The following is a 14,198-nucleotide window of genomic DNA, read 5'->3' as shown; positions in this document are numbered from 1 at the left end:
GGGTCAGCTCTCTTTGTACAGGTCGGATTCAACGTCCACGTCGCGGAGGCTCCACAGGGTGCGGATGGCGTTATCCAGATCTTCGTCCTCGTAAGAGCGCAGGAGCGCGACGTTCTCGCCCCGGCGATCACCGCGCTTGAAGATGGAGGGTGCCTCATAAACCAGATCTTCGTTCTGGTCTGCCATTGCGTACCAGTAGTCGATGAGCGACTGAAGGTCTTCGGCGGTTCCGTCGGCCTCCTCCGGTGCGACGGATTTTGCTCGGATGAGGATGAGGTCCTTGGCCTCCTCCAACCGATGCTCGAACTTCCTGACCTTCGCCGCGGCGGTGTTCAGTCGAGCCTCGGGACGAGTGAGGCGCATCAGCCCGACGAGAACGGCGTGGAGGGCACGGTCTCGGGCACGAGAGGAGAACGGGGTGACGCTCGTCGACTCGACCTGCTGATAGAGCGCGGAGTGATAAGAGACGAAGCTCTCGTAGTGGGAGCGGTCACGGGACCGGGCCGCGTTGAACATCATGATCGCAAGGCCGGGGTGTTGGCGGCCGACGCGGCTGCTGGACTGGATGTACTCGGCGGTGGTCTGCGGTTGGCCCATGAGCGCCATCAGACCGAGCCGGTCGACGTCGACGCCCACGGAGATCATGTTGGTGGCGAGGACGGTGTCGAGCGCATCCGGTGAAGGGAGCCTGGTTTCCAGATCCTTCAGCCTCTGGGGGATGTCGCTGGACTGCACCCGGCTGGTGAGTTCGGCGAGCATCTCGGCCGCGCGCCGGTCGGTGCCCCATTGCTCGGCGAGTAGATGGAGCCGGTCCTGGACGTCGTCGTGGAACTGGAGTTCCGCGGCGGCTAGCAGCCGGAGGCTGCTGAAGTATCCGACCAAGGTCCAGTAGGCGTCGCGGGTCGTGTCGTCGGCGTCGATGTGTGCGGCATGGTGCAAGAGGGCCGCGTAGGCACGGACGAGCAGGGTCGCCTGACTGGTGTTGGGAGTGAGCAACCCGACGTACTGGCGGGACGCCTTGTCCTCGGCCGGGGTCTCCACGGCGAACCAGGAGTCGCGGGCGTCCAGGCCGGCTGGCGGGAACTGCCGAACATCGCGGTCGAACAGTCGCAGCACCTGATCTTTGGCTCGACGGATCGTCGCGGTCGAGGCAATGATCTTTGGTTGATCGGCGGCGATGTCGATCGCCGTTTCGTACAAGCCGGCGAGACTGCCCAGCGGCCCGGAGATCAGATGCAGTTCGTCTTGGACGATCAGTTCTGGAGGCGGTGTGCCTCGACCGTCTTCGTTCCGATTGAACAGGTTGGCGACCGCAGCACGCCAAGCGATTTGGGCGAACTTATCGGCCGTCGCGATGACCAAGGTCGGGCGAGCGGCGTAGATCGCTTCATCGACGACGTGAACGGGGAGTCCATCACGGAAATCGCAGCCATCGTTGGAGCAACGGATCTCCATGCGTCCTGTCTCGGCGCTGACCTCATAGTTCCATGCGTCCATCGCGGTGCCGCACCACGGACACGTCCGCAACTGCACCGGGTTCTCCTCCTGGAGCTCTTCTCCGTTCCGCAACCGTCTGAGGCTCTTGGCGGCGTCCTTCAACGTGTTGGGGGTCGCAGCACGTCCCACCCACATGCCGAGAGAGATCGGCATCTCCTCGTCACCGAGTTCGTCGCCGGCGTCCCTACGCATCATCTCCATCGCGCAGATGAGGGATGCGGCGCGCTCGAACTGCTGGAGGGTCAGCAATCGCAGCGTGTAACGCATGATCGAGGTGACACCGCCACCGGCCTTACCTTTGCGGATACGCCGGAGGAAGACGGTGAAGGCGATGATGCCGAGGTACGCCTCGGTCTTTCCGCCACCGGTCGGAAACCACAACAGATCCGCGAGCTTCCGGTCGTCGTGGTCGGGATCGACGATGCCGTCCATGCACATCAGCAGGAATGCGATCTGGAAAGGGCGCCAGACTCCGTCCAGACGGACTTCGCCCACGCGACCGTTCTTGATCCACTGACTGCGGCCGCGCTGGACGGCCATCGCTTCGTTGGCCAGTCGGAAGGCTCGCATGGCCTTGATGTCCGAGCGCAGCAGCTCAATGCCCGATTCCATCCGGTCACAGGCCTCGACGCACTGATTGATCTGATCTTCGGCGGCCTTGCCGAAGTCGGTGTTGCGGAGGAGACGGGCTTCTTCGGACCGCTCGGTGATCCATTCGCGGTAGCCGTCGGTCAATCGGCGCAGGGCTGCGAGCACTTCGTCGTCATCAGCCTTGGCAAGGTGCATCATGGCCAGATCGGAAGCATCGATCTCGGGATTGGAGTCGGTGAGCAGGACCTCACGGGTCGGGACGAAGGCCGTGCGTACCGAGGCGACCGAGGCGGGTTCGCTCTTCAGCAGGTCCTCGTGGCGGGGCGGAGGAGCCTGCCAGTTCCAATCGGCGGAGCAGCCGTGTCCGACGGCGAACGTCGGGGCGTGCCGGTACAGCAAACGGTTGGTCTTGATCTCGTCCTCGTCCACGCCAACGGAGGTGGAGGGACGCTCGACCAAGGCCACCGTGTCGTCCGGGCTCATCACCTCGATGACGGGTTGGAAGAAGCAATGCGCATCATGGATGTCATAACGCCCCACTTCGTTGATGTTCATGAGGGCGACGGTCACCGCGACGAAACCGGTCTTCAGATCGGGTCTGCGGACGTTGATGTCCGCTGCCAGGCCATCGACGAGCTGTGGCCTTTCTCGGCCCACCTGGGCGACGTCGATGACACGCGACGGGATCGTCAGAGGACGACGTCGCCACCGCAGGTCGGTGTCGTGGGTAGCGCGGCTCTCCGAACGCTTGGCCTGGACGTTCCTGCCGTCCCGGTCGATCGGTTCGTAGACGGCCGCCTCGAAGCTCAGGACGACCGTCCCGCTGCGCTTCGGGTCGACCGCGAACGTGATGCCCATTGATGATGGTGCCTGCATGTTCGCAGCCGGGACCCCACTGTCCGGAGCTTCATCGACTGTCAACGACGCCTCATCGACGTCCTTCTCCACCTCGGCCTTCTGCGCGAGCAGGTGCTCCTGGTCGCTGCGGCGGGGAAACAAAACCCCTGTCGCATACGCCGTCCCAGGGCGATCTGTGATGATCTCATCCGGGCCGTTCACCGGGCCGAGTAGGTCGTTCTTGAGCCGCTCTACAAGCTCGGAGCGGAAACGGTAGTGTTCACCGTGCCGTGACACCGGTGTCCTCCTCGGCTTTCTGGTCGTAAACGAAGACGCTGAGCCCCATCAGCCGGGGGGCGATCCAGACGCCGTGTGGTCCGAGTCCCGCCTCGCGACCGGCGGCCTCGCTGCCGGCGACGGTTTCGACGGCATCGATCCGAACCCCGGTCAACAGTCGAGGCCAGTTCTGCGGAACGTAATTCCGGGACGTCTGCATGTGGCGGTACAGCTGGGTGCGGAACCGCTCGGAGGCCGTGCCGATGGGACGACCGTCGTGAATGATCGTGTAGTCGGGGCTCTCATCAAGGGCGATCGGCTCGGGCACGACCCGCTCCAAGGTCACCTCATCACCGGGTCGAACCCGTGTAGCGAGGTACTCCTGCATGTCGAGTGGGTCAGCGTCGAAGACCTTTGTTCCGGCCGGACGATCGGTGAACACGTCTCCACCAGTGATCTCCACACCGCCACGCACCCAGTACCGCCAACCGTAGCGACCCCACCGTCCGGTCTCCCGGTCGAGCCTGATCTGCGCCGAGTCCAACGCATCCAGCCAGTACAGCTCTCGACGGGGCCGGGTCATCGCGACGTACAGAGACCTGGCTTCGTCCACCGGGTCGATGGCACGGGCCTTCGTCTTCTTGCTCTTCTTGTCATCGTCGAGACGAAGGACGCCAGGGTCGACGATCACGACCTGGTCGAACTCCAGGCCTTTGGCACGGTGGAACGACGACACCACGATCCGGGACGCCGGTTGTGCGGTCAGCTCGTCCGGCAGCCTGCCGCTCGCCAATGCCGCACGCAGTCGTCTGAGGTCGACGCTGCGGTCGTTACCGCGGCCGATACCGGTGCGCAGCAGAAGTCGCCACAATTGAGCGGGAGAGAGCTCGGCGGGCAATGGCAGTGCTGCCGCGAGCTCGTCAAAGCGGGCACGCGAGAGCAGGGCGCCGTCGACCGCGCGGATCAGCAAGCCGAGCCAGGCCGGTGCGACCCGGTCCCGGGCAGACCGCTGCAACCGATGCTCCACTCCGGCCGTGTGCAGTTGCTCCGACACCTGAAGAGCTTGCCCATTGGTGCGGCAGAGGATCGCGGTCGTGCCGTCCCACCCACCGATCGCCCTGGCGATGAGTTCGTCGAGCGTTCCGAGGTTGAGAGCTCCTGAGCGCAGCGTGGTGCGCAGGTCGTCGTACAGCGAGGTGACACCACTGCCAGACTCAGCAGATGCGCGAAGCTGCGGACCGAAACCGAGAGCGATCTCGGCCTCGGAAGTCTGAGCACGAAAGTTGGCGGTGAGATTCAGTTCGGTGAGTTCCTCCCCGAAAGTGTTGCGGAGCCATACGAAGAACCGATTGGTCTCAGCCTGCCGTTCCTCGACGGTCGACTTCGGACCCAAGGTGAATCCGTAGATCGACTGAGCGGGGTCACCGACCACGGTGAAACCGCAGCCGAACCGCTCCAGCAGGGTTTCCACCAGCTCCCGACGGGCACCGACCAAGTCCTGTACCTCGTCGATCACAACGTGCAGGAGCTGATCATCGCCGTACAGTTCGTCGGCGAGGCCGTTCTCGATGGCCTCGCGAGCACCGTCGATCCGATCGCCGAAGGACCTGTCCTCCCAACCGCCGAGCACGTCGACCTGGAGCAGCACCTCCAATGCCCAGGAGTCGAAGGTACGAGCGCGGACGAACCGGGCCGCCTCGCCATGGCGGGTGAGACGATCGGACAGCTCACGGACCGCTGCTCGGGAGAACGTCAGCACGAGGATCTCGCCGGCGCTCAACTCTTCCTCGTCGACGAGACGGTCCAGGCGCCGGACCAAGGTGTGGGTCTTACCGGCCCCGGCGCCGGCGGTGACCAGCACGCGGGCGTCCGCGGGCTGGTCGACCACCTTGCGCTGCTCCGGGGTGAGCTCGGGGGTCTCGCTCACTGCCTCTTCCACAGGTACTCGAATTCGGTGAAGGCCAACTTCCTGTCGTAGTTGGCGATGTTGTCGCGGACGTCGAGGATCCGGCAGGTCTCCTTGCCACCGTTCTTCGGACCGCGCAGGCCACGGCCGATCATCTGCTGGTAGACGTTCGGACTATAGGTGGGGCGGGCGATCATGACGGTGCGGGTGGCGGGAGCGTCGAAACCCTGGGCCAGCACGCCGTAGTTGGTGATGACCCGGATCCTGTCGGCCTTGTAGGCGTTGATGATGGTGCGCCGCTCGGATGTGGGAGTCGAGGAGTCGATCGCCGCCGCCGTGATACCCCGGCCCTTCAGTTTGGCCGCCATCACCTTCGCGTGGTCCACGGAGGTGGCGAACAGCAGGATCGGACCGTCCTCCGGCAGCTCCTGAATGGTGTTCAGGAGCATCTCGGTGCGCTCGTGGTCATCGGCCAGCCGCTGCTCGACCGAAGCCGGAAGACGCCCGCCGATCGCGCTGATCTCCTTCAGCTCCCAGTCGGTGAGCTGAAGGGTGGAACCACTCAGTTCTCGATGTTCCACTTGAGCCAGGACGCCCAACTCCTGGAGTTCGGCGTACGGATCGTCGGACTCGAAGATTCCCTCGTCGAGCCGGAGCTTGCCGTAACGGTCGACGAGACGTTGGGTCTCTTTCTCGTTGAAGTTCCGGAAGGGGGTCGCGGTGAGGCCGATGAGCGGTCGGGCACCCGCCCTATGGGTGATGCCGAGGGTGGACAGAAGAGCGGTGTAGCGAGGGGTGACGGAGGTGTGCGCCTCGTCGATCAAGACGATCGCGGAGTCGCGCAGCCAGGCATAGGAGTCGGTGTCGAGGACCTCGCTGAGCTTGGCATCGGTGGCGACGACCAGGTGCGCGTTCTCGGGAACGGGCGCCGCTTGGTTGTGTTCCCACAACCGACTGATCGTCAGCGGCTCCTCAGGACCGACCTTCTGCCATACGAAGCTCCAGCTCTGCACGGCCTGCTCGCACAGTTCACCGGACTGGGCGATCCACAGGACCGGTCGTCCACCGAGCCCACGTTCTTTGATCACCCGGATGACGGCCTCCGCCGCGACTCGGGTCTTCCCGGCGCCGGTCGGCAGGCACAGCATCGCCTTGGGCGCCCTGTAACGGATGAGCAGGTCGAACATGTTGCTCGCGAGCCGTTCTTGGTAGGGGTGCAGGCGAGGGAACGCAGTGGGACCGCCGACCGTGATGACCGGATCGGGACGCTGGATCTTTGCACCGGCGAAGGCGTGAGGCAGTCGCAGATCGTTGACGATCTGAACGGAACGGTTGTCGCCTCGAAACTTCGCGGCGAGCTCGGGAAACGCGATGGCCAGGTCCTTATGATGGTGGCGGAGGATGCCATCACCGTGGGCGTCCAGAGCGAGCTGCGCGACCCGGATGGGAGTCGGCGGCTGTCCGGTCGAGGCCTCTTCGCTATCGATGAGGCCTTCAGGTAGCCCGCGCCGCAGCGACTCCTCGCCGAGCAGCAGCAGGACCTTCTCAGGCAGATCCTTTGTCTCGCAGATCTTGCGCAGGCGCTCGTTGTTGCGCTGCTGCTCGCGACGCTTCAGGACGGCGTGACAGCCGTCGGCTCCGAGCCGGAGGTTCAGAGTCCGATCCACTTCGATCAGTGCTTCGTAGTCGTCCTTCGGGTTGAGGACCAGCACGTTGGTCCCTTGAAGCACTGACTTGATCGTCGTTCGACGGGCGCCGTTCGGGGTACGGGTGATCTCCTCCAGTTCGGTACAGCGCAGCAGTGAGATGCCGTCGGTCTGGTGGCGGTGGGTCACCTTCAGATGAGGGAACTCGTGGACGAGTGAAACCGGCTCGATGCCGGAGACGAAACGCAGGTCGCGCTCGATGACGGCATCGGGGGAGAGCATCTCCCAGGTATCGCGCATTTGGTCGGCGGCCGCCGGGCTTGGGGCGAGCAGAGCGGGAATGCCCTCTCTGACCAGTTCGTCGTACTCGGCGAGCTTGGAGGTCACGGCGATCTCATGGGGGCCGAGCCCCGTGACCCACTGGTCGCCGACCCTGCAGTGTAGAGGCACGTCCTCGGGAAAGTCGACGTCCGCTTCGAGGAACAGGGCATACACCTTGCCGACGAAAGTGTCGTTGGTCGTCTCGGCGGCTTCTTTTGCCAACTCCGCCCAGACAGACGGCTTGAGATCCGAGAGGGTGCCGGGCAACCGGAGCGCCTCCGCGATCGCAGTGGTGATCCGGGCCACCGGGAGCAGGTCCTCGTAAGGCTGGAGCAATGGTGATACACAGTGCTTGACGGCCTTCAGACCTCGGGAGGTCTGAAGGTAGCCGTGCTTACGGGCCATCCAGCGCAGCGGCGACATGATCGTCCGTTGGGTGTCCCGCTGCTTGCCGACGGTCATCTGCCAGACGCCGACGAGGTCGGTGGCGGGAAGAGCCGCGAGGAATGCGGCCCGTCCTTCAGGCGACAGTTCTGTGAGGAAGCGGAGCGGGCCCGCCGGGTTGGCGCCCTCGAACCGCATGGTCTTCACCATGGGACGGGAAGCATTGGACGGAAGGGTTCTGCAGTACTGGGAGTGGAAGAATTCCTTGTACTCCTCGAACCACGCCTCATTACTCGGGTCGACTCGACCTGCCGGTGCGTCGAGCAGGCCCATGTCGCGCAGAACCGTCCGGTCGTCGGCGTGGTATCGCATGTCAGCGCTGATCGAGGCGTCTCGGGAATCGTCGCCGGGGACGATCCGCGGCGGCATGAGACATGCGTAGAGCGGACGGAAAGGCCCGGCGACGGTCTTGACTTTGAGCTGGCTCGGACCGTTGATGTCGTTCTTACGGAGAGCGGCCAAGGCGTTCGCCGGCCCGGCCATCCTGGCCAGTTTCCAGAACGACGCCCACGCGTCGTCGTCGTATCCATGGAAGCCACGCTGGACGACCGAAGCAAATCGGCCGGCGGCGTCGGCTTCATGCACACCGATCGAGTCCAAGGCGCGGGCGAGACCGGGCGCATCGACGACCCGCTCGTCGACATAGACGATCGTGTCGGCGAGTTGGACGCCGGAGCTGCGGCGAAAGAGCGTGGCCGAGGGGGCTTCGTGGTTTCCTGCCTCCGTAAGGATGATCTTCGCTTTGAGTGCCTGTTCGACAACGTTCAGGGCCTTGGCACGATCGATCGGCTTGGTGAGCTCGTCGGCGGTCCGCTTCATTTCGGCGGCGATGAGGATCGCCCGAGAGGACGACTCGGGTTCGCCGTCGGAGACCAGTGCTTCGAGCCATTCTCGAATGGTTGCCGGTTCGAGTCCGGCGGTGCTCAGGATCCGCTCGGCGCTTTGCCGTCGATGGGGCGTGCGCTCGACCGAGTGGTGGCACCAGTTCTTCGGCCGGTTCTTGTAGCCGGCCCAAATTTGGAGCCAGTGGTCCTTGAGGTCGGCCGGATGAAGACGTACATCTGCCGGGGGGCGGAGGACGCCGTCCTGGTCGGCGAGCGTCGGCCGGATCGCGGCGAATTCCCAGATCTTGTGGACGAGGTCGTTGGCCGCCCAGACCGGTTCCTCCCGGCCCCGAGCCGGCACGAAGTCGAAGTAGACGCAAGGGTCTTGGGAAGTGGACAGTGCCGCCAGCGATTCCACGACGAGGTCGGCGCCACTGATGATCAGTTCATCGTTGAACCGGTTCGCCTGATACAGGTTCTGGCGATCCTCGGAGGTCTTCCAGGGCGCGTTGAGGATGCCGCGCAGGGTCGTGGAGTAGTTGGTGGGGAAGTAAGCCCAGAACTGTCCCCGCCCGCGGGTACGGCTACCTGTCACGGGAACGGCCCAGGAGATGTCTACTTCAGGGCGATCGTGTAGCTCACCGGCCTCACGGAGCGCATCGATCGACGGCGCGTGGGCACGGGTGAAGACCCGCCACTCCTCCGTCTCGGTCTTCGAACCGTTCTTGTGGATCAGTGTCCGCGCGTCATCGTTCAGCCGCTGGGTGAGGGAGCGGGCCACTCCGTTCTCGCGGCGGTCTTCGAGAACGACTTCGCTGACATGGGGGGAGAAGAGCAGGAACTCGGCGGGGAACTGGGTGAGGTCACGGCCGAGACGAACCGCGACGCTTTTCTTCAATGGGAGCCGCACCACGGTGGTCGCCCAGCCGAGCAGCTCGGACAGAACGGGATCAGCGGCCTTGGCACGTTCGCGGTCGAGTGGCTGCGCCATCCGAAGCACGGGGATGTCGTTCAGGTCGGCACCGGGTCGGACGCTGCGGATCTGGTTCGCAGACCACTCCCGGTCGAAGCCGAAACTCCTGTCGTCCTCGCGGCTGAAGAACTCGGGAGTGTCGGACACACTCAGAACGCTCTTGACGCCGACACCGAAACGGCCGATCTGGCCGCCGCGCTTCTTGGACACCCCCATGCGGAGAATGGTCTCCGCTCCTTCGGGCGTGACAGGGTTCCCCTCGTTTGCACAGTACAGGTGGGAAGCGGTGAGGATCACGCAGATCCTTCCCCCGGAGTGCCCGCGCAGTTCGTCGGCGCCGTTCTGGACCAGTTCGTAGACTTGGCGGTCGCCGTAACCACCCTCACTGATCCGGCGCTCACCGTTGGCGTCCTCCTGGATGCGGCCAGGGTCGTTCCGGTAGGTCTCGAGACTGCGTCTGGACTGCTCGAGTACCACGTCGAGCACGGTGGGGTGCTCTACGGTAGGAGCCTGTGGGGGGTGGGTCATCGGCTCTTGCTCCCTTACTCCTGGAGACGGCGCGAAAAGAGGAGATCATGGGATTTCTCTAGTCATGGACCATGATCGCCAAATAGGACATGCCAATATGCACTCTTGGAAAATGGGACATATCGGGAAGAATGGGCATAGTTCACCCCTGTAAACCTGGACCGCTGAATTTCGGCGCCCCACGGGGTGGGAGAAACCATGGCAGATCGGCCATCGGTCTCGCAAGGGGTTGCTGAGAATTTTTGGCGATCTGCACCGCTTCCCTCGTCTTGATGGAGACAAAGAGCTACTTGTAATCATATTCTCTCCCTGTGTGATCGTCCCCGCGTGGGGCGATCGGCTGAGGTTCGTCATCCCATAGGGGTAGGCCGTGCGGGGTCCGTCAAAAGACCCCTTGACGTAGACTTTGGCTCGTCAAATTCCATTACGGGTGGATCGAGGGTGATAGGGGTGGACGAACCGGAGGCCTTCGGCGCCTGGCTGGGCCGGCAGCTCCGTCGCAAGGGCATGAGCCAAGCGGAACTCGCCAAGTCCCTCGAAGTCACGAGGGCGGCGGTGTCGGCCTGGATCACCGGTCGTGCCGAACCGCGGCCCGACAAGTTGCAGATGATCGAGGAGATCCTCGGTCTGGCCACGGGCGCGACCTCCACACGGAGCGGAACGCCGGACTCGGTCGGCGGCGTCATCTGGTCGCACCGTCCGGCACCGAGTGACGGGGGCAGAGAGCTGGGAAACGCGGCGGCGTTCGCGTTTGATTCCGACTTGGCCGTCGTGGCCAGGGAGGCGACCCAGAACAGCCTGGATGAACGGTACGACCCGGCAGAGCCAGTGAGGATTCGGTTCCTCCTCCATGAGCTGACAGGGGAACGCGTCAGGAGGTTCTTGGCGGCTTTGCGGTGGAACGAACTCGAACCCCACCTTGAGGCGGCCGCCGACCGCCGGCAGAAGGTCGGCCGAGTCCTGGCCGACGGAATCAGAGAACTGCGCGACACCGAGCGGCTCGTCCTGCTGAGAATCGACGATTACAACGCTGCAGGTCTGACCGGGCCCGAGTACGACGACGGCAGGTTTGCGGCCGTCGTCCGCCGGCAACTCGACAGCCACAAACACGACCCTGCCGCGGGCGGCTCGTTCGGATTGGGCAAGGCGACACTCTGGGCAGCCAGCCGGTTCGGCCTCGTCCTCATGCACAGCACTCTCTCAGAGGAGTTCGAGGGAAGGTCCGCCCGGCGACTGGTCGGCCGTCTCGACCTGCCCTGGCGGGAAATCGACGGAAAGCAATTCGCCGGCCCTGCCTGGCTCGGCGAACCCGACCCCGAGCGGCGTGACGCGGTCCGATCCTGGTGGGCCGACGAGAAGACCGTCGATGATCTTTATTTGCGACGAGAGAGCGGAGATCCCGGGACGTCCTTCCTCATCGTCGGTGCACACGACGCCGTGCCTGAGCGCAACGAGCTCCACGATATTCACTATGCGCTCGTACGCAGCCTCGCCGACAATTTCTGGGCATCGATGGTGCGGGGCAACGACGTTCCCGCGCGGCTCATCGCCTCGGTCGAGACCTTGCGTGACGGTGAGGTGGTCATTCCGGAGAAACGGGTCGACCCGCATGAGTACCAGCCGGAACGGTCACGGGCGGTCCGGGCGTATTACGACCGGACCACCGTTCCGGCCATGGCCGGGGAGAACAGCGTCGTCCAGAGGTCCATCACCCTGGCGGTCCCGCCCAAGAAGAACGTCGCCGGTTCGAAACAGCTTCAGCACGAAGCCGTCCTGTTGGTGACTCCTTCGAACGAGAACGATCGTCGGAACCGGCTGGTGACCATGCGCGGCACGATGATGGTCGTATATGACCGTAAAGTATCCCGCCTCCCCTTGGGATCGCGGACTTTTCAGGCCGTCCTGCTCGCAGGGCTCGCCACTGGGTCCGACGATGAGGCCGCGATCGCAGCTGAGGAGTTCCTCCGGGCTGCCGAGCCGCCGGAGCACAACGACTGGAAGGTCACAGACGATCTCCGTGCCATCTACGCGCGCGGTGTCGTCACGGGGATCAGCGGTTTCTTGAAGAGGGCACGCGATGAGATCCGAAGCGCAGTGAAACCGGCTCCTCTGATGACGTCCTCCGCCGATTCTCCTCTCGGGGATCCTGTCGCTCCCAAAGCGCCTCAGCGGAGGAAGTCGGTCGCGACCGGCTTCCCCACCGTCAAAAGCGCCCGAGGAAGTATTCGTGACGGTGCCTGGCATCTTCGAGTCGATGTGCGCCTACCCGAGCGTGACGACCCATGGATCCTCGAACCTGTCCTGAGATTCCTGGTCCGCTCCGGCAGTTCGATCATCGGAAAGTGGGCCGAGATTCGACCCGAAGCCGGGTGCATCCGCACCGAGGCCGGACACTTGCGCTTCAAGCCCGGAATCCGCTCGGCCACGTTCACCGCGGTCAGTGATGTCGCCAGCCATCCGGTAGACGCCCAGATGACCACGGTCGAGGTGGACCTCGCCAGGGTGAAGGAGGCGTCGCGATGAGGCTGTTCCCCTATCCGACCCCGCTCGGCGAGATCTCACTCGACATCGACAGGGCCTGGCTCGACGACGTCGACCTACCTCCCTCAAAGATCAACCGCGATGATCGCGTCATCGCCCTGAACAAGGTCGAACGTGCTGCCTGGGGTACTGCGCGGCTCAAGATACGGCTCACCGCGCCCGGAAGGGAGCTGAACGACGGTCCATGGACGGATTTGCGATGCGTTGCCATTCTCATCGACCGGCAGACCCTTCTAAGGGACGTTAGCGTCCTGGATCGGGAATCAGACGACTCCTGGGTTGGCGAGGTACTTGTCCACCGAGACCTCCACTTCAAGAAGGCCACCCTTACCGCACAACTCGTCGCCACCTGTGACGGTATCCAAGGTCGTCTGATCGCGACCGCAGAGGAGACGTGGACGCTCGACCTTGAAGCATCCGTTGCGGAACGTCCTCGCCTGATTCATCAGGTCTGGGCGGACTTCACCGACGAGCGGCGGCCGCACCTGCACCCGTTCAAAGGCGATCCTTGGACGATCGACGCGTCGGGAGCCCAACCGATCGTCTATCTGAACAGGGGATTCGAAGGACTGGAAGCGCTGTTGACGAGCGGCAGGGTCGAAGATCGAATGATCAGGGACGTGGCCACTGCGCAGTTGGGAGCCGAAATATGGAACATGCTTTTCCATATCGCCATCCAGGATCTGCATAAGAGCGGTGATCGCCGAGAGTGGACCCAAGAATGGCATGAACAGGTTGTCGAGGAGATGCTCCCCGATGTTTTCCCCGATCGGAGTCCCGAGACGGCGCTCGCTGAACTTGCTGCTCGGAATATGAGTGCCTCGGGTGCGGCCGATTTGCACCGTAGAGTCCTACGGGCCGCCCTCAAGAGAGCGCAGCTTCCCCGCGTTCTGGGCGAACAGATCCGTGCGCAGCTCCGATCCGGAGAAGAGGATTGAATGAGTCATCTACCCGAGTATTGCGCTAGCCTTTCCAGCGATGAGGCTGAAAGGCATCTGACCATTGACTTCCTCAAGGGCGGTGAGGACCTCCCGGAAAGCGTTCTAGACGCATCCTCAATCCCACTCGGCGATGAACTGCGATGGGCGACTGCACCCATTCGTGAGCTGTGTGATGAGGCAATGAAGCGGTTCGAAGACGGTGACCGGGAATCAGCCGATGCGTGGTTGGCCCCGCGGCTTCACGCGACTCTGCGCCTCACTCGCGCCGAGGCGGCGAACAGGGGCCTATGGAACTACCTGGCGCTCAGGATCGCCCCCGATTATGTCTTCTGGCGGCATCCCGGCCGGCCCTCCAAAGAGAACGACAGAATCACCAATCGGGAGCGGTTCAGCGGCCGCATCACCCGTCAAGCCTTCGCCCGGCTCTGGTGGGCGGCTGAACTTTTTCGTGACGGCTATGATTACCGGTCGGTGGAGATCGCTTGCGGGAAACCCCAGGATCTCCTCAACACGATCCTCAGCACCGAGATCATCCGTCACCGACCGACGGCTCAGGCCCTTCTACGCCTGGTGGCGGATGGAACCGTCGCGACCAGCGACCATGTCAACGAGCTCAGCAAGGCGTTGAACGCCGCTGGTATGACGCTCGTCTACGAGGTTATCGCCCCCGACGCACCTCTGGATACGGACGCTTACCGAACCTGGGTCGACGAACGAGGTAATAGCAATATCCCATTCGATGCGCTTCCTGACGGTCCGGATGATGGCAGGGCTCTACCCGGGGCGGTAAATTCTCTGCTTTCCCTATTCCGTCGGCTCTTTGAGGAACGCCCCGGAGTCGGCGGTGCGCCGAATGGATCTCTCTGAGGTCTC

Annotated in this window: 6 protein-coding genes; 3 read left to right on the top strand and 3 right to left on the bottom strand. The window is 63.8% G+C overall.

Annotation, left to right across the window (positions count from 1 at the left end; all coding sequences use genetic code 11):
- Window positions 1–3 precede the first annotated feature (3 nt).
- From ABD140_RS17775 to ABD140_RS17765, 3 genes are read right to left on the bottom strand one after another with little or no spacing between them, the layout of a single operon-like run.
- Entirely contained in the window at window positions 4–3,222 is a 3,219-nt protein-coding gene (locus tag ABD140_RS17775; protein ID WP_344241968.1) for a DNA helicase, read from the bottom strand.
- Window positions 3,206–5,128, bottom strand: coding sequence for a UvrD-helicase domain-containing protein (locus ABD140_RS17770; protein ID WP_344241967.1), 1,923 nt, complete (start codon window positions 5,126–5,128; stop codon window positions 3,206–3,208). The genes ABD140_RS17775 and ABD140_RS17770 overlap by 17 nt, the downstream gene beginning before the upstream one ends.
- The gene (locus ABD140_RS17765) at window positions 5,125–9,801 is read right to left on the bottom strand and encodes a DEAD/DEAH box helicase (protein WP_344241966.1); all 4,677 of its coding nucleotides are present in this window, start codon (window positions 9,799–9,801) and stop codon (window positions 5,125–5,127) included. The genes ABD140_RS17770 and ABD140_RS17765 overlap by 4 nt, the downstream gene beginning before the upstream one ends.
- 492 nt (window positions 9,802–10,293) lie before the next feature.
- Between ABD140_RS17765 and ABD140_RS17760 the strand changes: the two genes are divergently transcribed.
- The 3 genes from ABD140_RS17760 to ABD140_RS17750 are packed head-to-tail and all read left to right on the top strand — an operon-like array spanning window position 10,294 to window position 14,192.
- A complete protein-coding gene (locus ABD140_RS17760; protein WP_344241965.1) occupies window positions 10,294–12,366 on the top strand; it encodes a helix-turn-helix domain-containing protein in 2,073 nt (690 codons plus the stop codon).
- Complete coding sequence (locus tag ABD140_RS17755; RefSeq protein WP_344241964.1) at window positions 12,363–13,322, top strand: hypothetical protein; 960 nt, start codon at window positions 12,363–12,365, stop codon at window positions 13,320–13,322. The genes ABD140_RS17760 and ABD140_RS17755 overlap by 4 nt, the downstream gene beginning before the upstream one ends.
- A complete protein-coding gene (locus ABD140_RS17750) occupies window positions 13,323–14,192 on the top strand; it encodes a DUF6339 family protein (RefSeq protein WP_486303346.1) in 870 nt (289 codons plus the stop codon).
- Window positions 14,193–14,198: the final 6 nt, after the last annotated feature.

Origin of the sequence: Actinocorallia libanotica, assembly GCF_039525175.1 — a bacterium.
GTDB classification, from domain to species: Bacteria; Actinomycetota; Actinomycetes; order Streptosporangiales; family Streptosporangiaceae; genus Actinocorallia; species Actinocorallia libanotica.
The sequence above is the reverse complement of the archived record's forward strand: the minus strand, read 5'-3'. Positions and strand labels throughout refer to the sequence as shown.